Here is a 20,458-nt window from a genome sequence, read left to right as displayed (position 1 = left end):
ATACCTTACTGATTATTGATCACGGCGTCTCTATCGAACTCTTTTTCACAGAATTTGCAGGTTAATGCCACATGTTTAGCGCGTTTTTTAATGCGGAAACTGCTAGAAACTGGTTCATTATGGCTAATACAGTTACTGTTTGGACACACCAATACGCTGTCGATTTGTTCCGGTAATTTCAGGTCTAATTTCTCGACTACTTGATAATCTTCAATACGATTAACGGTGGCTTCCGGCGCATACATTGCTAATTGGTTGGCTTGCTCTGGGGTTAAAAAGGTATTTTCGATTTTGATAATGTCTTTTTTGCCCATATTGCTGGAGGGTAAATTCAGCCCAATAGTGATGCGCTCATCGGTTTTGGTGAGCTTAAACAGCTTCAGTAATTTGAACCCAATTTGAGCAGGGATATGGTCGATGACAGTGCCGCAACGGATGGCTTCAACTTGTAATTTATGGTCGTGTGTCATGGTCTTCTCCTCAGATTGCCAGTTCTTTATTTAATACCAGAGACAGCAGCGCTTGGCGCGCATAAATCCCATTCCCTGCTTGCTGGAAGTAGTAGGCATATGGGGTGCTGTCCACATCCACGGTAATTTCATCGATACGCGGAAGCGGGTGCAGCACTTTTAAATTATCTTTGGCGCTGTGCAGGTCTTGAGCGCGCAGAATAAATTGCGCTTTAACGTTGGCATATTCTGATGGGTCTAAACGCTCTTTTTGAACGCGAGTCATATACAGAATATCCACTTCAGGGATCACTTCATCGACATTGTTATGCAGGCTGTAAGTCGCCCCTTTTTCATCCAGAATATTCAGGATATGAGCCGGCATCGATAACACTTCTGGGGAAATAAAGTAGAAGTGATTACCTTCAAACTTCGAGAGCGCTTGAGTCAGTGAATGCACCGTTCTGCCATATTTCAGGTCACCGACCATAGCGATTTTCAGGTTATCTAGGCGACCTTGAGTTTCTTGGATAGTAAACAGGTCTAACAGGGTTTGGGTAGGATGCTGGTTAGAGCCATCGCCTGCGTTGATAATTGGGACAGAACCTGAGAACTGGCTAGCTAAACGCGCGGCACCTTCTTGTGGGTGGCGCATCACAATCGCATCAACATACTGGCTGATAACGGAAATGGTGTCTGCAAGAGTCTCGCCTTTCTTACCTAATGAGGTATTGGCGCTATCGGAGAAGCCGACGACAGATGCCCCTAAACGATGAATGGCGGTTTCGAATGACAGACGGGTACGCGTCGATGCTTCGAAGAAACAGCTGGCGATAACTTTATGCTTCAGAAACTCGGGTTGAGGTTGCTGCTTTAATGAAGCGGCCACTTTAAGAACTAATTCAAGGTCGGTTTTATCTAAATCGTTAATTGAGATTATGTCGCGGTGATATAACGGATTCGGCATCGTGATTCTCCTGTATCAGCAAGACTTGCTATCTAGTAGGCCAAAAAAAAGCCCCTCAATGAGGGGCTTTTTTATCAATACGGCGGGGAAAAACAGGCTGTCCTGACCGCGTGATGGCAGTGCGGTGTCGGTATTCTCTTTCAAAAATAGAGCAGCAGTGTTCATGGTTTCTCCCGGCAAATTGTGGCGCATTATACGCGTGTGACACAATGACGCAAGCGTTTGCGAACAGAAAAATGAAAAAATTTTTGGTTTAGTCTATTTTATGCTTTTCCAATTTATGCTTAATGCGCTGGTTCGCTGATTGCTGCTTATCATAGCGGGCTTGATAGATATCCAGTGGCTCATTTGCTAGCACATAACGCCATAAATGCGGTGGATTGATGCGGGCATCTACCTGTATCGGGTCATTTGGGCTGACAATACAATCATCGAGTACTTCTTGCGACCACTGAGGAATTTTACTGGTTTGCATGGCAATAAAGCGGGCAAGGCTTTCCATAAAATAGATGGGTAACATAAAAATGATGAAAATCCACGCTAAGCGGGATTCCATTTTTATGATGTACTGCAAGCCAAAAATATAACTCTCTTTTTTATCGGCAATAGGCGGGCATAGCGTCACTGTGTCTGCGAGCTCTTCAAGACAATCCTCTTCCATATAACAGCGAATAAACTCCCAATAGTGGTCGAGTTCTAATTTATCTCCCCAGTAGCCGAACCCGAACGTATTCAGTACCGTTTCGCCATCCTTATCGAGAATATGCCCCACTAAGTTGACATTATTTCGCCACTCATAGGTGGTGAAATAGATATCTTTCCATGGAAGGGTGAGGATTTGATTGTTGGTTTGATAGATATGCACCAACTGTTTTTGACGGTTAAAGCGCACGGGGTAATGAGTTTTACGAAACCATTCAAATAAAATAAATTTTCCTAATATAAAGAGAAATGAAATACATAGAACACTGAGAAAAAACAAAGATATTAATGACCCATCTCGACTAATTGTTCCTATAATCATTGCAATCAAAAAAGTCATAAATATTATGAAAAACACCATTAACAACGATGATAATTGCCCGATTTTCTCATAATCATTATCCACCACCTCCAAATAGGTTGAATTCATGGTGATGACAGTGTCAAAATTCAGCACTGCAGCTTCCCCACCGTGCTTTTTGATTTGCCCTTGACGGTAATGGTGTTGCTTTTCCCGACGATTTAAAGGCCGGTTAACGGTAAAGGGGCTTAATAAGCCCACACGATTTTTCTTTGCCATTACGCATTATCCTCGGTATAGCCGATAATCTTAATCAATTCGCTCATTTCCATCTGCCGGTCCATCCAGATAACGGGGATTTTCCCCTGATTTTGTTCTCTCTCGGGGATTTTTCGCCACAAGCTGGCTGATAACCATTTTTGAATATCGTCTTTGCTATAGGCAGCAATAAAAATTGCCGCCCCAAAGACTAAGGTAATCGCAATCAGTAAGCCTATTGGACCTAAAAAAGCTAATATGGCAGGAGATAAGGATGCCCAAATAAAGCTCCCCCACCAACCGCTGATAATGTATAAGCCCATCCTAGAGTAGAATTTTCTTTATCAAACTCATCATATGCATGATAAACATCCCATGCGACGGCGACAGCACCAAACCAGGCACAGAATCGTATTGTGCTTTTAAGAGAATTCTTTATGTTGTTCAGCCGAACTGCCCCATAACTAAACCGTATCCGAGCACTGATGCGCAATGTGCGAAATTTAAAAATAACTCGCTCAGCCGCATCTAACAGCGCGCCTCCGGCTGAAATAATATTTGCAATAAATTTAGTTACCGCTTCCGTATTGTTCACTTGCCCTTTCATTGCATCTTGCGTGGTTGTCCATAACACGTGAACTTGTAGCGTCACAGAAAACATACATCCCGCAAAAGGAAGAGATTGAGCGGTATCATTGGCTAATTTATTGATTGTTTTTCCTTTCGCTAGCGCTAACTTTGTTCGCCATTCTTTAGGAAATGCAATATTTTTGACGTCTTCGGCGGAGCGAAATGCCTTGACCGCAACCTGAGGGCGCTCAAGAGGCGGTGTACTTTTTGATAGCTCGGCTTCTTTAATATCAATGGCTGCGAAAAAACGACCTTCTTGTTTTCCTTCAAACTGTAATCCGCTGATTCGTTCGCGGCGCTCTTCAATTTCTAAATAATGCCGGAGACGTGAATGAGAGGCTTTATTATCTAAATCCGTCATGGATGCCATTTGTTCTACTGCATTTGTGAGGAAATGCTTGCGCTCACCAATATAATTGATAGGAAGGAGTTTTTTGCCATTCATGGCAGATATAGCAACCAGTATTGGTAAGGGGGTTTTATTGACAGCCTTATTCAAAACACCAAGTAATTGACTACTTAATGCGTTAAAAAATTTCTCAGAGACTAACTGAATTTGAAGTAAATAATGGTTACTAATATCTTTAAATCCATCCCAGACCTTATCCCAAGGTAGGTCATCATAAGCACCACCAGAAGAGGATACTGCATCATCAATACATTTAATCCAACTCTGTTGATTTAATAATGCAGCTCGCAGAAGCAGATTCTGTTCCGACATTTTAAAATGGGTTAATTGCTCTTGGAAAACGCGCTTAACGTCCAATTTATCTTGCATTCCTTCAATGCAGTCTAAAATAGATTGTGTAAATAACATTCCACTCTGGATATTTTGCTGATCAAAATTATGGTCGAAATAATCAAGTAAGCTTTGACCCGTAAAGTAAGTCAAATATAGGGTTACCATAGGACTAAGGACAGCTTGGTCGTATATTGATAGCGCTTTATTATAATCCTCTAGAAAGGCGGCTTGTTTTTCTCTATCAATATATTTTTCATACTTAGCCCAATACTGTTCAACTTGGATTTTTAGTGATTGGTCCACAACATTATGTATGGTGTTAGCTTGAAGAGCGGCTAATGATGGCAACATTGTCCCATTTTTAACTGCGATTCCGTCTCTCGCTGTTTTTTCGAATAATATCCCTTCACCGACTCTGTCACGCTCATACTGGGTGCACATCGCCTCTTTCATTATCGCTAAAGAAGCCGAGAGCGCTAATCCACGCTCATATTTTGGATGCCGCTCAAAATTATGTTCAAGACGGTAGTTCATTAGCGCGGCTAAATCTTGAACAACCGCAGGAGCATCATTCAATGCGATAATTGCTCCCTTTTCTGCCATCAAATCATTCGCTGCTTGTTTTAAAGATAATCCTTTAATTGCGTGCATACTTTCCCAGATTAAAGGCGACCATTTTTTAATGTCATTATTTTGGGATTGATAACTATATTCAGCCACCACATCCTGAAGTAGATTAATGGATAATGTTTGATTTTCCTGCCCATTCATTATCCATTTGTCTAAATCAAAACATTGCATATATCGTTCACGATAGGCTTTATCTTCATGTTTCTTGCGCACGGCTTCAGTCCATTCGACTTCGGATCAAGAGAACCAAAATAACCCATTTTTCATTGGTGGGGGAAATACGGGTAATGTCACTAATGACGCTCGAGCTAATTCTAATGGTTCAGTGATACAAGGCTTGATGGTCCCATTTTGTACCATTTCCGGCACTTCACCACTCTCTGGTAAGGGATAATAAAATCCATTCTCGGTGACAAAATAGTTAATCCATGAATTTCCCCTTTCATCCCAAATATTGAGATATCCTGGGCGTAATAACCTTAATGTATAAGCAGTTTCACCTTGAGCAAGAACGGGAGCCTGAATATGATTGGGCATAACAGGGAGAACATCTTGTTGCGACATAATGGCTGGACGAACAGGTAAGATAGGCAATCCTCGACGCTGACAAAAATTGCATCCTTCTGATTTAGAGGGCTGATCCATGCGATTTCTACTCCATGAAATAAATAATTAACTAATGCTAAATTAATAAATTTCGGTTAAGTTAACATTTATTGACTGCTATCGCATGCTTTTTGTTAACATTGAGAAATTGCTGGTATTTAATGCACCTTTGCATCAACTAAGAGCACTTTACCTTACCTTTGCCCCAATCTCTTTGCCACTCTCTCCAACTTCATCATTAATAACAGCGTGATAGCGACGAGGACGATAGTCAAGGCAGAGCCATCGGCGATATTTCCGCGGTCGGTCAGGCTGAAAATGGACACTGGCAATGTCGCCCAACCTGGGGGATACAGCATCATTGTGGCGCCCAACTCGCCGAGAGATAAGGACAGGCTCAGTGCTAGCGCTGAAATCATCCATGGCATCAACAGCGGTAGGGTGACATGGCACAAGCGATACCACGGAGAAGCCCCTAAACTGAATGCCACATTTTCAACATCTGCGGAAATACGGGTTAATCCAGTGGATACATTGCTAAACGTGAATGCGGAAATCAGAACAAAATGAGCAGAAAACACAATCCAAAAGGTGCCGTTCATCTGTAAATAGCCTTGGCTAAATGCTACTAAGATCCCTAAACCGATAGAAACAGACGGAATGGCGCTAGGTAAGTAGAATGCGATACCCAGATATTTTTGCACTCTCGCACTATGGCGACGTAAGGCAAGGGCTGCCCACAGGCCGCAAAACAGTGCGAATAGACTGGCGCAAAAGCCGATAATCAGGCTGGACAAAATCGCTTCCCATGCAGGTCCTTGAAACGCATTTACAAAATGTTCGAAGGTAAAGCCGGAGGGTAAAATACCGTTCCATTGTCGGCTAAAGCTAGACATTAAAATCATTACTAATGGCAGCAAGAACAGGCAAGAAAACAGCGTGATGGCGATAGCGGTTGAAATGGCCCGCCCAGTTTTAGACCAGATTAACATGGTTATTTTTTCACTCCAAAACGGGTTGTTGCCATGCGATACAGGCTAAATAGCCCCACAGACAGCAGTATATTAATCAGCGCTATCATGCACGCGACGCTGTAATCAGATTCTAGAATCGCTTTGCTGTAAACCATCATCGGCAAGGTATTTACCCCTTTTGCTCCGATAAACAGCACGATGCCAAATTCGTTGGTGGTCAGAAGCAAACACAAGCTGCCACCTGCGAGCAATGCGGGGAGCGCGGCAGGAAAAATGACTTGGCTGATAACGCGGGCAGGGTGTGCCCCTAAAATACTGGCGGCTTCTAACTGGCTCTTATCGATTTGGCGTAGTGCAGCCATGAGTGGGCGCATAATAAGTGGAGTAAACACGGTGATCTCTGCCAAAATCACGCCATTAATCGAGTACAAAAAGTCCACAGGGGGCAGCTCAAAATCAAACAGCGCCATTAAGGTGCCATTAAGTAACCCCGCCGAACCATAAATAAAGGTAAACGCGAGCGTGATCAGAAACGTCGGCAGCGCGATAAAGGTATCAATGACTTGGGTAATAAAACGGCTTCCGGGAAAAGGAATAAACACCAGAATCAGGGATAGAACCGAACCAAGCACTAAGCAGCCGAGAGTGGCAAAAAAGGCGATGTGTAGTGTATTGAATAAACCACTAATAAACCTTTTTGACTCAACGACTTGCCAGAACGTTTCTAAGCTTACGCCACCCGTGGGGCTTTGAATGGCTTGCTCGCTAATCAGCATCAGCGGGTAAAAAAATAACGTCGCTAGAACGAGCAGCGGTGGCGCTATCCAATAAAACGGTTTTAGGTTTATGGATGATGGCTTAGACAGGTTGATAGCCGACATATTATTCCTCAATCAACACAGTATCAGTGGGAGAAAACCACAGCGTGAGTTTATCGCCAGCTTGCGGTAACGGGGATAAATGGGTGACAGCGACCGTCACCTTTTCCCCTGCCACATCACACAATAAGTGGGTAATATCCCCCTGCCAACGGATGGACTGTAAGGTAGCGTGTAATTGGTTTGAGGTATCTGTACGTGGGGTGAGGCTAATATGCTGCGGGCGAATACAGATTAATTTGTGGCTATTGTGCTGCATTCCTTGGGTTTGCGCTTCAATTAGCGTTCCGCCACAGCTCACACTGACTTGGGCAGGTACGGAGGAAAAGCCCAAGGCGGTTGCCGACAGAATATTGGCGCGCCCTAAAAACTCGGCGGCAAAGCGGTTAGGCGGGCGATGGTAAAGGGCGTTTTTCTCTCCGTGGGCCACCAAATAGCCATCTTTCATGATACCAATTTTATCCCCCAGAGCGAGGGCTTCAGTTTGGTCATGGGTGACGTATAAAATGGTTAGCTCAGGCAATTCGCGGTGTAGCCTTGCAATCTCTTCCACCATATTATGACGAATTTGGGCATCGAGGGCTGATAGCGGCTCATCGAGCAAAAGTACTCGTGGGCGAACGGCTATGGCGCGGGCGATGGCGACGCGCTGCTGTTGACCGCCGGATAATTGATGCGGGTAACGGGCGGCATAGTCGCTCATTCCTACGATGTGTAATGCCTCTGCCACGCGCTCTTTGATCAGCGCTTTAGGCTGTTTTTGGGCGCGTAAGCCAAAGGCGACATTATCTTCCACTTTCATATGCGGGAAGAGGGCGTAGTTCTGTACGACCATGCCCAGCCCCCGCTGATACGGGGGGAGGTGGGTGATATCCGTATCACCCATTAAAATGCGTCCGCTGTCTGGTTGTGCAAAGCCTGCAATTGACCGTAACACGGTGGTTTTCCCTGAACCGGAAGGCCCAATGAGCACCAGTATTTCACCGGGCTCAATGGTCAGGGATAACGGCTTAAGCACCACATTGTTATGGTAAGAAACCCGCAAAGATTCCAGCACAATGCCTGAGTGATCAGTGCGCTGGCTTGGTGTTTCTGTCTTTCTTTTCATCAACATAACTCACTTACTCGCTTTCAGTCACTTTGTGCCAACGGGTAATATCGTTCGAAAGAGACACTTCAACCTCGTCCCAATTCGGTTGCCATGTTTTGACGCCTTTGAGGGTTTCAGTGGCTTTGTGGAATTGCGGATCGTTTGGCGTCAAATCTGAGCGTACTGGCATCCCCCATGACAGTTCACTAACGTGACTTTGGGCTTGTTTGTCTAACAGGAAATTAATCAGTTTTTTGCCATTTTCAGTTTCAGGGCCGTTATTCACTAAGCCAACCACATAAGGCAGAATCAGCGCGCTGCGTTCGCCTTTTTCATCGGCTGGCCAAAAGATTTTCACGTTCGGATTGCGTTCCATTTGGGAAAGGTTCATCTGTAAATCGCCGTTTGCCACGTACAGCTCACCTTTATTGACTAATGCGGTGAGTTTTCCTGTTGAGGCGGATGGACCGACGTTGTTGGCTTGTAATTTACCGAGGTAATCAAAACCGGCCTCTTTGCCACCGAAGCTATGGAACACTTGAAGCATGACGGCAGTGCCATCTCCCGCTTGCCCTGGTGTGGAGTATTGCAGTTTATTTTTAAAACGGGCGTCGAGGAGTTCATTCCACGTTGCTGGAGGGGCTTTTAGCAGTTTGTCGTTATAGATAAAGGTCAGGTAGTTATTGACGATGGGGGTGTAGTACTCCGTTGAGTTAGGAATACTTACCGCGGCATCCGGTGTGAATTTTGCCAGTAATTCGGTTTTGGCCGCACGTTGGATAAACGGGGGAACGGTGACGAGTACATCCGCTTGTGGGTTAGTGCGCTCTTTGGCTAAACGCTCAACGATGGCACCGGAGCCGCCTTCGACGTACTGTACTTTAATCCCTGTTTGCTGAGTAAAGGCATCAAATTGAGCCTGATACCAGCTGTTATTGCCATCATGGAGACCATCTGCGGAGTAAACCGTGACGACAGGGGCGGCAAAAACCGAGGTCGAACCTAGGGCGGCAAGGAGCAATACGGCAAGAGGGGTAGGCTTCATTTTACGTTTCATCTCCAGATCTCTAGTGAGTCGTTAAAGTTATCTGGTATATACCAGTGTTTTTACGCTAACGGGTTTATGTGACAGAAAAATGAAATCTACCGAGAAAGCAAAAATTTATTTTTGAAGTGAAAGTTAGAGGGTATCGACCTCAATGCGCAGGCTGTCATGACGCCAATATTCCACATCATAATCCAAAATTCGCCCGTGCTGATCGTAGTTTAAACGTTGCAACAGCAGGGCTGGGCGACCGACTGTAACCCCTAATGCGCTGGCCGCCTGTGGTGGCATGGCGGTGGGATAAAACGATAAATGCATACTGGTATAAATCAAATCATATTGCTGCTCATACACTTCGGTGAGGCTGCCATTCAAATCATGGCTTAATAGCTCCGGTACGCGAGCGGGAAGACAGTGGTTTTCGCTGTAGCAAACGGCGCGGTCGTCCGCATAACGCAGACGAGTGAGTAGGTAAATTTGTTCGAAAGGCTGCAATTGCAGTGGCGTCATGGCTTCGATAGGCACGGTGACGACCTTCCCTTCTAACAACTTGGTTTTGGGCTGGCGGCCTTGCTCTAAACACAGCTTATGGAAGTTGGTATTTTGCGTTGGGTCGAGCCATAAACGCTCGGGCGTCACAAACCAGCCTCGGCGCTCAGAACGGTAAATTGCGCCGCTAGATTCTAGCTGTGCCAAGCTTTCTCGAATAGTGACGCGCGTGGTATTGAAGATGGCACACAGTTCGCGTTCAGAGGGCAGTTTATCGCCACTTTTCAGCGCGCCGTTCTGAATTCTTGCTTGTAATTGCGCTTTGATAAGAAGGTACTGTGGCTGTTCATCCATCGATAATGTATCCGTTTTTCGTCGCAAAATTTTTTATCCATTATACACGTCAATATGAATTTTTTGTTGCAGGGCGTCTTTTCCTTTGACCTTCTTGTTCATCTGCCGTCATTATAATATCAATCTGGTATAGACCAATGGTGAATTTAAATGACAATGAATCAATATCTGCTGTTAACACCGGGACCTTTGACCACGTCACAAACCGTGAAAGAGGCCATGCTGTTTGATAGCTGCACATGGGACGATGATTACAACTTAGGGGTAGTGCAACGTATTCGCCAACAGCTGGTGGAATTGGCGACAACCCAAGCGGGGTATACCAGTGTGTTACTCCAAGGGAGTGGTAGCTACGCCGTAGAAGCGACGCTGGGCTCGGTACTCGCACCGCAAGATAAAATCCTGATTGTCAGCAATGGCGCTTATGGCGCCCGAATGGCAGAAATGGCGCAGCTAATGGGCATTTCACACCATGTTTATGATTGCGGTGAAGTGGCTAAGCCTGATGTGGCAGTGATTGAGCAGCTTCTACAGCAAGATAGCCAAATCAGCCATATTGCGATGGTGCACTGTGAAACCACCACCGGGATTTTGAACCCCATCGAGGAAGTTGCGGTATTAGCCAAGCGCTATCAGAAACGCTATATCGTGGATGCGATGAGCAGTTTTGGGGGGATCCCTCTGGATGTGGGGGCGCTGAATATTGATTTTCTGATCAGCTCTGCAAACAAATGTATCCAAGGAGTGCCGGGGTTTGGGTTTGTGATAGCTCGTTCCAGCGAACTGGAAAAATGTGCGGGACGCTCGAGTTCGTTGTCCCTTGATCTGTATGCACAATGGCGCTGCATGGAACAATTTCATGGAAAATGGCGCTTTACCTCCCCAACACACACGGTGTTGGCTTTCGCTCAAGCACTGAAAGAGCTAGCTCAAGAAGGTGGTGTGAGCGCCCGTTTCCAGCGTTATCAGCAAAATCAGCGCAAGCTGGTGGACGGTATGCGTCAGTTAGGATTTCGCACATTATTAGACGATAGCCAACAATCGCCGATTATCACGGCATTTTATTCGCCAGGTACCGAAGATTATCAGTTCAACCAATTTTATCAGCAGCTCAAAGCCCAAGGGTTTGTGATCTATCCGGGTAAGGTTTCAAAGAGCGATTGCTTCCGCATTGGCAATATTGGGGAAGTGTATCCACACAATATTGATGCGCTATTGGTGGCAATTAAGAATGCGATGTATTGGAAAAACAAGGCATTAGCAAAATAACGTATTGTAAAAATAAGGATTAATCATGAACCGTATTGAAGCTGTTATTTTGGATTGGGCGGGAACGACGGTCGATTTTGGCTCTTTTGCACCGACACAGATTTTTATCGAAGCATTTAAAGCCGCATTTGAGATTGATATTACACTGGCACAAGCCCGTATCCCTATGGGGTTAGGAAAATGGCAACATATTGAAGCATTAGGAAAATTACCAGAGATTAATGCCATGTGGCAGGCAAGGTTTGAGCGCTCAATGACCAGCGAAGATATCGATGCTATCTACCAAACGTTTATGCCATTACAGATTGCCAAAGTGGTTGATTTTGCAGCGCCGATTGATGGGGTTGTTAGCACCATTGCAACGTTGCGTGAGCAGGGGATTAAAATAGGTTCTTGTTCAGGTTACCCAAGGGCGGTAATGGAAAAGTTGGTTCCAGCGGCGGCAACATTGGGGTATCAGCCCGATTACTGGATTGCGAGCGATGATTTAGCGGCTGGCGGACGTCCAGGGCCGTGGATGGCGCTGCAAAATGTGATTAAATTGGCGGTTAATTCCGTCTCCCATTGTGTGAAGGTGGATGATGCGGTGCCGGGAATTGAAGAGGGGCGCAATGCGGGAATGTGGAGTATTGGGCTCGCTATTTCGGGTAATGAATTCGGTAAAACATGGGATGAATATCAAGGCATGAGCCAAGAAGAAATTGCGCCATTACGTCAGCAAGCTGCGAACAAACTGTATGCGGCGGGCGCCCATTATGTGATTGATACGCTAGCGGATCTTCCTCGTGTGATTGACAAAATCAACGCAAAATTGGCAAAAGGCGAAACGCCGTAGCTAGACATCAATATTCAAACTGATCAAGTAGGGGCGCCTGCCTACTTGGTCGGTAGATTTAGAAAATATTTATCGGTAATTCGGGCGCAATTGTCGCTACCATCACCGCTTTAATGGTGTGCAGGCGGTTTTCTGCTTGGTCAAACACAATGCTGTAAGGGGATTCAAACACCTCTTCCGTCACTTCCAGTCCACCATAAAGATTAAACTCTTTGGCAAGCTGAGCGCCTAATGTCGTGTCTTCATTATGAAATGCCGGCAGGCAGTGTAAGAATTTCACGTCTGGGTTACCCGTCAGTTTGATCACGTCCATATTCACTTGGTACGGTTTCATTAAAGCAATGCGTTGCGCCCAGACTTCTTTAGGTTCTCCCATCGAAACCCACACATCGGTATACAGAAAATCTGCGTCTTTAACGCCTTCTGCCACGTTTTCCGTCAGAATGATTTTTCCGCCAGTGGTTTTAGCGATTTTCTGGCACTCTGTAACTAATTCAGCCTCTGGCCAGCAGCTTTTTGGTGCCACTAAACGCAGCTCCATGCCTGTTAATGCCGCTGCTTCTAACATTGAGTTTCCCATGTTATTGCGTGCATCCCCGAGGTAGGCGAACTTGATGTCAGAAAGCGGTGTATTCGGTTTATGTTCTTGGATGGTGAGTAGGTCGGCTAATAACTGTGTGGGATGGAATTCGTTAGTTAATCCATTCCAGACAGGCACTCCCGCATGCTGAGCTAATGTTTCGACGGTGCTTTGTGCATAACCCCGATATTGCACGCCATCGTACATCCGACCCAATACTCTGGCGGTGTCTTTCATGGTCTCCTTGTGCCCGATTTGGCTACCGGATGGCCCAAGATAGGTAACTCTTGCCCCTTGGTCGAAAGCGCCGACTTCAAATGCGCAGCGCGTCCGTGTGGAATCTTTCTCGAAGATCAGCGCAAAATTCTTACCCGCTAATAAAGGTGGCTCAGTACCAGATTTTTTGGCTGATTTTAGCCAAGTGGAGAGTTTTAATAATGCATGAATATCGTTAGAGGTAAAATCTAGTAATCTTAAAAAATGCTTTCCATATAGGGGATTCATAAATTACAGCCTTTTATAATTGAATTAATATTCAATTTATATCCATAAAAATTCAAAATCAACCCCTCATGCAAAAGAAATTATCTTATTAGGTATGGTTTCACCTTCGACCCTATGGGAGAATGAGCCGGAGACTAATACCACGGAACAAGGGGTGTGGAGATGGTAGATAAAGCTGAATTTGATGCGCAGTACGAAGAAACTCGCCTGATCATTGAAGAGTTACTGGAAGATGGAAGTGATCCTGATGCACTGTACGCGATTGAGCATCACTTCTCTGCGGACAATTTTGAATTGTTAGAAAAAGCGGCTGTTGAAGCATTCAAACTGGGTTATGAAGTGACTGATGCGGAAGAACTGGAAATTGAAACCGGTGAAACCCTGATGTGTTGTGATGTGATCAGCGAAAGTGCCTTAAATGCAGAACTGATCGACGCGCAAGTTGAGCAGTTAATGAAATTAGCAGAAAAAATCGGTGTGAACTACGATGGTTGGGGCACCTATTTTGAAGATCCAGACGCAGAATACGATGATGAAGACGGTGATGACGAAGGGGACGATGAGTCCGAAAATCGCGTTCACTAATTGATCCTTCAAATTTCAATACACGGTAATACCGCTGGATTGAAAGATAAGAAAGCACTGATTGAGAATATCGTCAGTGCTTTTTTGTTTTTATATCAGTCTGCTAGCTCTTGCATCACATAATTAATGAGCATTACAGGGCTTTTAGCATGCGAATTTCGCAGTCACTATGACCTGTATTGCCTAATGGCTCGTCGATAAAATCGAAACCCAGCTTTTCATACAATTTAATAGCGGCTTGTAGCTCTTTGGTGGTTTCTAAGTAACAGCGGGTGTAGCCTTGCTGCTTAGCGAATTCCAAGGACATTAAGACGATTTGCTTGGCTAAACCTTTTCCACGCAGCACAGAAGAGAGATACATTTTCTGTAATTCAGCGGTGTGTTCATCACCACCGGCGACTTGTGAAATGCCGCCACCGCCAACCACTTTACCGTCCATTTCCACCACCCAATATGCGCTGCGTGGCTTGCTATACACGTCATACAGCGTGTCTAAAATAGGATCCGCAACTGCGAAACCTTTATCTGCGGTTAGCCCATGTTCAGCGGAAACCTCACGAATAACAGCGGCGATCCCTGGGTTATCTTGAGGTTGAATTAAACGAACTTGAACGGTTGAGGTTGTGTTTGTTGTCATAAGAATATCTCTTTCTATTTGTATTATTTATATTTTTAATTGCAATATTTATGATATTGAGTATCTTCCTAGGCTTTTCAATACTCAGAATACAAAAAAGCCCTAACTCATCGGCGACGAGTCAGGGCTAGAGATTTAAAGCGTAATGATTATAAAGAGGCGATAGTCACTTTTTGCGCTTCAATCTTCGCTTTCGCTTCGATATTTTCCGCTAAACGCGCGCGCTCTTTCTCAACCACGGCAGCAGGGGCACGGCTTACAAAGCCTTCGTTTGCCAGCTTGCTTTCAATGGTATCAATTTCTTTTACCACTTTTTCCAGCTCTTTATCTAAACGAGCCAGCTCAGCGTCTTTATCAACCAGACCTGCCATTGGGATCAGCACTTCAGCACCTGCGACTAATTTAGTCACAGAAACTGGGGCTTCTTCGCCTTCAGCCAGCACGCGAATGCTTGCTAAGCGCGCCATTGAACGAAGGAAGTTTTCGTTCTCAGTCACACGGCGAGCCACATCCGCAGAGGTGCTACGCAGCATCACATCCAATGGTTTACCCGGAGCGATATTCATTTCTGCACGAATATTACGGACAGCAACAATGGTCTCTTTGATCCACTCTAAATCGCTCAGTGCCAGCTCATCCACTTTCGCGGCATCGAACTCTGGGAACGCTTGCAGCATGATGGTGTCAGCTTCAATCCCTTTCACCACTTTCACGCGCTGCCAGATGGTTTCGGTAATAAATGGAATGATTGGGTGAGCCAGACGCAGTAAGCCTTCTAGTACTTCAATCAGGGTGAAACGCGCCGCACGAACTTGGGCTTCATTACCTTTATGAACCGCAGGTTTAGACAGCTCTAAGTACCAGTCACAGAATTCATTCCAGGTGAAATCATACAGAATACCCGCTGCGATATCGTAACGGTGAGTATCTAACGCTTCACGGTACGCTTTCACGGTTTGGTTGAACTGCGCCATGATCCAGCGATCAGCCAATGAGAAGCTCATTTCGCCGCCGTTTTGACCGCAATCTTGACCTTCGGTGTTCATCAGAACGAAGCGGCTCGCATTCCATAATTTATTACAGAAGTTACGGTAACCGGACAGACGCTTCATATCCCAGTTGATATCGCGACCCGTTGATGCCAGTGCCGCTAAGGTAAAGCGCAGTGCATCAGTACCGTGTGCTTCAATGCCGTCTGGATACTCTTTACGAGTACGCTTAGCAATTTTCTCAGCCAGTTGTGGCTGCATCATGTTGCCAGTACGTTTTTCCAGTAAGGCTTCCAATGAAATACCGTCGATCATATCCAGTGGGTCGATAACGTTCCCTTTGGATTTAGACATTTTCTGACCTTCTTCATCGCGGATCAGACCTGTCATGTACACGGTTTTAAACGGAACTTGAGGTTCGCCATTTTCATCTTTGATGAAATGCATGGTCATCATGATCATACGGGCAATCCAGAAGAAAATAATATCGAAGCCACTGACTAATACATCCGTTGGATGGAAAGTTTTCAGTGCATCGGTATTTTCTGGCCAGCCTAAGGTTGAGAATGTCCACAGACCGGAAGAGAACCAAGTATCCAGTACGTCGTCATCTTGGCGCAGTGCTACATCGGCACCTAAGTTGTTTTCGCGGCGAACTTCGTCTTCATCACGACCCACGTAAACATTGCCTTTGTCGTCATACCAAGCTGGAATACGGTGACCCCACCATAATTGACGAGAAATACACCAGTCTTGGATATCACGCATCCAAGAGAAATACATGTTTTCGTATTGGCGCGGAACGAATTGAATGCGACCATCTTCAACGGCTTTGATAGCGTCTTTCGCTAAAGGCGCGGTACGCACGTACCATTGGTCAGTCAGCATTGGCTCGATAACTACACCGCCACGGTCACCGTAAGGTACGGTTAAATCGTGAGGTTTGACTTCAACCAGTAAACCTAATTGTTCAAATTCAGCGACGATAGCTTTACGTGCTGCGAAACGCTCCATGCCACGGTAGGCTTCTGGAATTTCGCTGCTGTAATCGGTGCAAGGGTTGCCGTTAGTGTCGAACACTTCCGCTTCGTTACGAACGTTACCATCTAAGTCCATCATGTTGATCATGGTCAGTTGGTGACGTTTACCCACTTCGTAGTCGTTGAAGTCATGGGCTGGGGTAATTTTCACACAGCCGGTACCTTTTTCCATATCGGCGTGTTCATCACCTACGATTGGAATGCGGCGATTGATGATTGGCAGGATAATTTCTTTGCCAATTAAATCCTTATAACGTGGATCTTCAGGGTTAACGGCCACACCGGTATCACCCAGCATGGTTTCTGGGCGCGTGGTCGCAACCACTAAATAGTCTTTCCCTTCAGCAGTTTTCGCGCCGTCAGCCAGCGGATAACGCAGGTGCCACATAGAACCTTTAACTTCGCGGTTTTCAACTTCCAGATCAGAAATTGCGGTGTGCAGTTTCGGATCCCAGTTAACCAGACGCTTGCCGCGATAGATTAAGTTTTCTTTGTACATACGAACGAAAGCTTCTTTAACGGCTTTAGATAAGCCTTCGTCCATGGTGAAGCGCTCGCGATCCCAGTCAACAGAGTCACCTAAACGGCGCATTTGTTGAGAGATAGTGCCGCCAGATTCCGCTTTCCATTCCCAGATTTTGTCGATGAACGCATCACGACCGTAGTCATGGCGGTTTTTACCTTCTTCAGCCGCAATTTTACGCTCAACCACCATTTGAGTTGCGATACCCGCGTGGTCAGTACCCGTCTGCCATAGGGTGTTTTTCCCTTGCATACGCTGGTAACGGATCATGGTATCCATAATGGTTTGTTGGAAGGCGTGACCCATGTGCAGGCTACCTGTGACGTTCGGCGGTGGGATCACGACGCAGAAACTGTCTTTTGAAGTATCACCGTTCGGACGGAAGTAACCGTTTTTTTCCCAGTGGGTATACAGGGACTGTTCGATTTCCGCTGGGTTATAAGTTTTGTCGAGGGATGGCTCGATCATTGCGTTGTCTGGTTTCTTTTCCATTTTTATCTTTGTGTTCAGTAAGTTGGCGGCGTCGCCATGGTCAAATTGAAGCCGACGCTCCGGTAAGTTTTATACCGGTCACGCGCCAACTGTTTTAAAGTTTCATCGATAGGCACGAAGTCTATCACTTCATGGAAAGCCGTTGCAAAATCTGCGAATTGGCTTTGTAAATTAATCAGGATATCGCGAGGTGTATTGCCGCGTTTATTTGGCCAACAAATTTCGATCGGCGAACCATAACGAGGGCCTTCCCCCGCCAAATTGTGGGGTACAAACTGGTGAGGATCCCGTTGCCAAAGCGCCTCATCCATTTTTTCAGCTTGCAACTGATCCTCGCAGGCAATCAGAATGCGTTTTCCGTTGCGCCACGCTTGTGCAGCAAGTTCACAAGCGAGCCATTCGTGGGCTTCGTATTCCGCTTGTGGGGAGGGCTGTTGGAGTTGGTAAAACGTACCTTTTTTCATATACCCGTCTGTACCCGTCATACTTCAATTTGTAGGGGTGTTGGCTGCGCTCTCTCGCCTCGGTCACATACTTTTGTATGCTCCCAAGGTCTCAATTACTTGCCGCCTACCTACAAACTGAATTATCTAGGGTCTACCCGTCATACTTCAATTTGTAGGGGTGTTGGCTGCGCTCTCTCGCCTTGGACACATACTTTTGTATGCTCCCAAGGTCTCAATTACTTGCCGCCTACCTACAAACTGAATTATCTAGGGTCTACCCGTCATACTTCAATTTGTAGGGGTGTTGGCTGCGCTCTCTCGCCTTGGACACATACTTTTGTATGCTCCCAAGGTCTCAATTACTTGCCGCCTACCTACAAACTGAATTATCTAGGGTCTACCCGTCATACTTCAATTTGTAGGGGTGTTGGCTACGTTCTCTCGCCTCGGTCACATACTTTTGTATGCTCCCAAGGTCTCAATTACTTGCCGCCTACCTACAAACTGAATTATCTAGGGTATATCGCGAGTTGCTACCCATCAATTTGCAGGAGTGTTGGTTGTATTCTTTCGCTGACCTAAAGCAAGATTAAATCTGCGCTGAATTATACTCGTTTTTACCACAGCCTCAAAATGGAGTGGTAAGTGTGACCTAACTGCTTGTTGCTTAAAAACAATATCCCGAATCGCAGAACCTGCTCATCGGGATATTATAATTACAACTTAATCAATGGCGATTTTTAATCGTAATCGAAATTACTCGTCACCATTTAAACCAGCGCGGTTCAGTAAGAACTGAGCTAACATAAAAACCGGACGACCGGTTGCTCCTTTAGCTTTGCCTGAACGCCATGCAGTACCGGCGATATCCAAGTGTGCCCAGTTATATTTACCCGTAAAGCGTGCTAAGAAGCAGCCTGCGGTAATTGCACCACCCGGACGACCACCTGTGTTTGCTAAATCAGCAAAGTTAGAGCTGATTTGCTCATAGTATTCGTCGGCTAACGGTAAGCGCCAAGCACGGTCGCCCGCTTGTTCAGAAGCATTTAACAGCTCGTGAGCCAGTGGGTTGTGGTTGGACATTAAACCAGTGTAGTGGCTACCTAAGGCAATCACACATGCGCCTGTTAATGTGGCGATATCGATAACCAGTTCAGGCTCGAAACGCTCAACGTAAGTCAGGGTATCACACAGGACTAAACGACCTTCCGCATCCGTATTCAGCACTTCAACAGTTTGGCCAGACATGGTGGTTAGGACGTCACCTGGACGATATGCGTGTCCACCCGGCATGTTTTCACAGCCAGCCAGTACACCGACGACGTTAATTGGCAGTTGCAGCTCAGTAATAAAGCGCATGACGCCGTAAACGGTCGCCGCACCGCACATGTCGTATTTCATTTCATCCATGCCATCAGCGGGTTTGATGGAAATACCGCCTGAGTCGAAGGTTAAACCTTTACCGACGAGGACAATTGGCTTGCACTCTGGATCTGGATTGCCTTTGTACTCCATGATGGACATCAGAGATTCATTTTGAGAACCTTGACCCACCGCTAAGTACGCATTCATGCCCAGCTCTTTCATTTGCTCTTCGCCGATTACGCGAGTGGTCAGTTTGCTGTCAGAAATGTCTGCCAGTTGACGAGCTTGTGACGCTAAATAGCCAGCGTTACAGATATTTGGCGGCATATTACCCAAGTCTTTAGCCGCTTTAACGCCAGAGGCGATAGCTAAACCGTGGGCGATAGCACGTTCACCGCTAGTGAGTTCACGGCGTGTTGGTACATTGAAGACCAGTTTACGCAGTGGACGGCGGTGTTCAGTTTTGTTGCTTTTCAGCTGGTCGAAGACATACAGGGATTCTTTCGCTGTTTCAACTGCTTGGCGAACTTTCCAGTAGTTATTGCGACCTTTTACATGTAACTCAGTCAAGAAACAAACGGCTTCCATCGAGCCAGTCTCATTCAGAGTACTGATGGTTTTCTGAATGATTTGTTTGAATTGACGCTCATCGAGTTCACGTTCTTTACCGCAACCGATCAGTAAAATACGCTCAGATAGAACGTTAGGCACATGATGCAGCAGCAAGGATTGACCTACTTTACCTTCAAGCTCACCGCGGCGCAGCAGGGCGCTGATATATCCGTCACTAATTTTGTCCAGCTGTTCAGCGATAGGGGACAGACGGCGTGGTTCAAAGACTCCGACAACGATACAAGCACTACGTTGTTTTTCCGGGCTACCACTTTTTACACTAAACTCCATGCGTTCTCCTGAATCTTAAAGACAAAGGTCGATGCTCCAGTTAAAATTAGCCTTTCGCATGATCTGGCTTATAGAGAATGAACTCTTTGTGTTAAATTGAGCAAATACCTAGTTTCGCTTATATTAAGCATATTCCGATATAGCACTTAGTATAGATAATGCTTTTATATCATTC

General features: G+C 45.7%; 20 protein-coding genes. 3 read left to right on the top strand and 17 right to left on the bottom strand.

Annotated features, from left to right (window positions below; all coding sequences use genetic code 11):
• Positions 1-5: 5 nt before the first annotated feature.
• From pyrI to phnR, 12 genes are all read right to left on the bottom strand, one after another.
• Positions 6-470 (bottom strand): aspartate carbamoyltransferase regulatory subunit, encoded by a 465-nt coding sequence (pyrI, locus tag GKR48_RS16030; protein ID WP_036949112.1) that lies wholly within the window; start codon positions 468-470, stop codon positions 6-8.
• A 10-nt stretch (positions 471-480) separates the two neighbouring features.
• Positions 481-1,416, bottom strand: a complete 936-nt coding sequence (gene pyrB / locus GKR48_RS16025) for an aspartate carbamoyltransferase (RefSeq protein ID WP_154603006.1) — start codon at positions 1,414-1,416, stop codon at positions 481-483.
• A 15-nt stretch (positions 1,417-1,431) separates the two neighbouring features.
• Positions 1,432-1,581, bottom strand: coding sequence for a hypothetical protein (locus GKR48_RS18265; RefSeq protein WP_165480219.1), 150 nt, complete (start codon positions 1,579-1,581; stop codon positions 1,432-1,434).
• An 88-nt stretch (positions 1,582-1,669) separates the two neighbouring features.
• On the bottom strand, positions 1,670-2,698 hold the full coding sequence (locus GKR48_RS16020) for a DUF6708 domain-containing protein (protein ID WP_154628805.1): 1,029 nt from the start codon (positions 2,696-2,698) through the stop codon (positions 1,670-1,672).
• A complete protein-coding gene (locus GKR48_RS16015; protein WP_154628804.1) occupies positions 2,698-3,000 on the bottom strand; it encodes a hypothetical protein in 303 nt (100 codons plus the stop codon). The genes GKR48_RS16020 and GKR48_RS16015 overlap by 1 nt, the downstream gene beginning before the upstream one ends.
• Complete coding sequence (locus GKR48_RS16010) at positions 2,931-4,892, bottom strand: T6SS effector BTH_I2691 family protein (RefSeq protein ID WP_154628803.1); 1,962 nt, start codon at positions 4,890-4,892, stop codon at positions 2,931-2,933. The genes GKR48_RS16015 and GKR48_RS16010 overlap by 70 nt, the downstream gene beginning before the upstream one ends.
• Before the next feature lie 24 nt (positions 4,893-4,916).
• Positions 4,917-5,324, bottom strand: coding sequence for a toxin VasX (locus GKR48_RS18260; protein WP_154628802.1), 408 nt, complete (start codon positions 5,322-5,324; stop codon positions 4,917-4,919).
• 155 nt (positions 5,325-5,479) lie between these two features.
• The gene (gene phnV, locus GKR48_RS16000) at positions 5,480-6,277 is read right to left on the bottom strand and encodes a 2-aminoethylphosphonate ABC transport system, membrane component PhnV (RefSeq protein ID WP_154628801.1); all 798 of its coding nucleotides are present in this window, start codon (positions 6,275-6,277) and stop codon (positions 5,480-5,482) included.
• A 2-nt stretch (positions 6,278-6,279) separates the two neighbouring features.
• A complete protein-coding gene (gene phnU / locus GKR48_RS15995) occupies positions 6,280-7,140 on the bottom strand; it encodes a 2-aminoethylphosphonate ABC transporter permease subunit (RefSeq protein ID WP_154628800.1) in 861 nt (286 codons plus the stop codon).
• 1 nt (position 7,141) lies between these two features.
• Positions 7,142-8,251: a 2-aminoethylphosphonate ABC transport system ATP-binding subunit PhnT gene (gene phnT / locus GKR48_RS15990; protein ID WP_154628799.1), complete on the bottom strand. Its 1,110-nt coding sequence runs from the start codon at positions 8,249-8,251 to the stop codon at positions 7,142-7,144.
• 7 nt (positions 8,252-8,258) lie between these two features.
• On the bottom strand, positions 8,259-9,272 hold the full coding sequence (gene phnS, locus GKR48_RS15985) for a 2-aminoethylphosphonate ABC transporter substrate-binding protein (protein ID WP_154628890.1): 1,014 nt from the start codon (positions 9,270-9,272) through the stop codon (positions 8,259-8,261).
• A gap of 135 nt (positions 9,273-9,407) precedes the next feature.
• On the bottom strand, positions 9,408-10,115 hold the full coding sequence (gene phnR / locus GKR48_RS15980; RefSeq protein WP_154628889.1) for a phosphonate utilization transcriptional regulator PhnR: 708 nt from the start codon (positions 10,113-10,115) through the stop codon (positions 9,408-9,410).
• A gap of 150 nt (positions 10,116-10,265) precedes the next feature.
• On the opposite strand from phnR, the gene phnW reads away from it, so the two are divergent.
• Positions 10,266-11,384, top strand: a complete 1,119-nt coding sequence (gene phnW / locus GKR48_RS15975) for a 2-aminoethylphosphonate--pyruvate transaminase (protein ID WP_154628798.1) — start codon at positions 10,266-10,268, stop codon at positions 11,382-11,384.
• Between the two features lie 25 nt (positions 11,385-11,409).
• Positions 11,410-12,219, top strand: a complete 810-nt coding sequence (phnX, locus tag GKR48_RS15970) for a phosphonoacetaldehyde hydrolase (protein ID WP_154628797.1) — start codon at positions 11,410-11,412, stop codon at positions 12,217-12,219.
• Between the two features lie 58 nt (positions 12,220-12,277).
• On the opposite strand, the gene argF is transcribed toward phnX, so the two are convergent.
• On the bottom strand, positions 12,278-13,303 hold the full coding sequence (argF, locus tag GKR48_RS15965; RefSeq protein ID WP_154628796.1) for an ornithine carbamoyltransferase: 1,026 nt from the start codon (positions 13,301-13,303) through the stop codon (positions 12,278-12,280).
• A 162-nt stretch (positions 13,304-13,465) separates the two neighbouring features.
• On the opposite strand from argF, the gene rraB reads away from it, so the two are divergent.
• Positions 13,466-13,888, top strand: a complete 423-nt coding sequence (gene rraB / locus GKR48_RS15960) for a ribonuclease E inhibitor RraB (RefSeq protein ID WP_036949139.1) — start codon at positions 13,466-13,468, stop codon at positions 13,886-13,888.
• A gap of 133 nt (positions 13,889-14,021) precedes the next feature.
• On the opposite strand, the gene GKR48_RS15955 is transcribed toward rraB, so the two are convergent.
• The 4 genes from GKR48_RS15955 to pepA all read right to left on the bottom strand — a co-directional run bounded on the left by GKR48_RS15955 (position 14,022) and on the right by pepA (position 20,283).
• Positions 14,022-14,525 carry a GNAT family N-acetyltransferase gene (locus GKR48_RS15955; RefSeq protein ID WP_154628795.1) on the bottom strand — a complete coding sequence of 168 codons (504 nt, stop codon included), beginning with the start codon at positions 14,523-14,525 and terminating at the stop codon, positions 14,022-14,024.
• Between the two features lie 149 nt (positions 14,526-14,674).
• On the bottom strand, positions 14,675-17,545 hold the full coding sequence (locus GKR48_RS15950) for a valine--tRNA ligase (RefSeq protein ID WP_195848266.1): 2,871 nt from the start codon (positions 17,543-17,545) through the stop codon (positions 14,675-14,677).
• 38 nt (positions 17,546-17,583) lie between these two features.
• Positions 17,584-18,033, bottom strand: a complete 450-nt coding sequence (locus GKR48_RS15945) for a DNA polymerase III subunit chi (RefSeq protein ID WP_154628793.1) — start codon at positions 18,031-18,033, stop codon at positions 17,584-17,586.
• 738 nt (positions 18,034-18,771) lie between these two features.
• Complete coding sequence (gene pepA / locus GKR48_RS15940; protein ID WP_154628792.1) at positions 18,772-20,283, bottom strand: leucyl aminopeptidase; 1,512 nt, start codon at positions 20,281-20,283, stop codon at positions 18,772-18,774.
• Positions 20,284-20,458: the final 175 nt, after the last annotated feature.

It is taken from the genome of Providencia sp. wls1943, assembly GCF_009706275.1.
Classification (GTDB): domain Bacteria; phylum Pseudomonadota; class Gammaproteobacteria; order Enterobacterales; family Enterobacteriaceae; genus Providencia; species Providencia zhijiangensis.
This window is presented reverse-complemented; position numbering and strand designations above follow the sequence as displayed.

What these genes read in the sequence shown, in the direction of transcription:
- pyrI (WP_036949112.1), bottom strand. Translation starts at nt 470, where the DNA reads ATGACACACGACCATAAATTACAAGTTGAAGCCATCCGTTGCGGCACT.
- pyrB (WP_154603006.1), bottom strand. Translation starts at nt 1,416, where the DNA reads ATGCCGAATCCGTTATATCACCGCGACATAATCTCAATTAACGATTTA.
- GKR48_RS18265 (WP_165480219.1), bottom strand. Translation starts at nt 1,581, where the DNA reads ATGAACACTGCTGCTCTATTTTTGAAAGAGAATACCGACACCGCACTG.
- GKR48_RS16020 (WP_154628805.1), bottom strand. Translation starts at nt 2,698, where the DNA reads ATGGCAAAGAAAAATCGTGTGGGCTTATTAAGCCCCTTTACCGTTAAC.
- GKR48_RS16015 (WP_154628804.1), bottom strand. Translation starts at nt 3,000, where the DNA reads ATGGGCTTATACATTATCAGCGGTTGGTGGGGGAGCTTTATTTGGGCA.
- GKR48_RS18260 (WP_154628802.1), bottom strand. Translation starts at nt 5,324, where the DNA reads ATGGATCAGCCCTCTAAATCAGAAGGATGCAATTTTTGTCAGCGTCGA.
- phnV (WP_154628801.1), bottom strand. Translation starts at nt 6,277, where the DNA reads ATGTTAATCTGGTCTAAAACTGGGCGGGCCATTTCAACCGCTATCGCC.
- phnU (WP_154628800.1), bottom strand. Translation starts at nt 7,140, where the DNA reads ATGTCGGCTATCAACCTGTCTAAGCCATCATCCATAAACCTAAAACCG.
- phnT (WP_154628799.1), bottom strand. Translation starts at nt 8,251, where the DNA reads ATGTTGATGAAAAGAAAGACAGAAACACCAAGCCAGCGCACTGATCAC.
- phnS (WP_154628890.1), bottom strand. Translation starts at nt 9,272, where the DNA reads ATGAAGCCTACCCCTCTTGCCGTATTGCTCCTTGCCGCCCTAGGTTCG.
- phnR (WP_154628889.1), bottom strand. Translation starts at nt 10,115, where the DNA reads ATGGATGAACAGCCACAGTACCTTCTTATCAAAGCGCAATTACAAGCA.
- phnW (WP_154628798.1), top strand. Translation starts at nt 10,266, where the DNA reads ATGACAATGAATCAATATCTGCTGTTAACACCGGGACCTTTGACCACG.
- phnX (WP_154628797.1), top strand. Translation starts at nt 11,410, where the DNA reads ATGAACCGTATTGAAGCTGTTATTTTGGATTGGGCGGGAACGACGGTC.
- argF (WP_154628796.1), bottom strand. Translation starts at nt 13,303, where the DNA reads ATGAATCCCCTATATGGAAAGCATTTTTTAAGATTACTAGATTTTACC.
- rraB (WP_036949139.1), top strand. Translation starts at nt 13,466, where the DNA reads ATGGTAGATAAAGCTGAATTTGATGCGCAGTACGAAGAAACTCGCCTG.
- GKR48_RS15955 (WP_154628795.1), bottom strand. Translation starts at nt 14,525, where the DNA reads ATGACAACAAACACAACCTCAACCGTTCAAGTTCGTTTAATTCAACCT.
- GKR48_RS15950 (WP_195848266.1), bottom strand. Translation starts at nt 17,545, where the DNA reads ATGATCGAGCCATCCCTCGACAAAACTTATAACCCAGCGGAAATCGAA.
- GKR48_RS15945 (WP_154628793.1), bottom strand. Translation starts at nt 18,033, where the DNA reads ATGAAAAAAGGTACGTTTTACCAACTCCAACAGCCCTCCCCACAAGCG.
- pepA (WP_154628792.1), bottom strand. Translation starts at nt 20,283, where the DNA reads ATGGAGTTTAGTGTAAAAAGTGGTAGCCCGGAAAAACAACGTAGTGCT.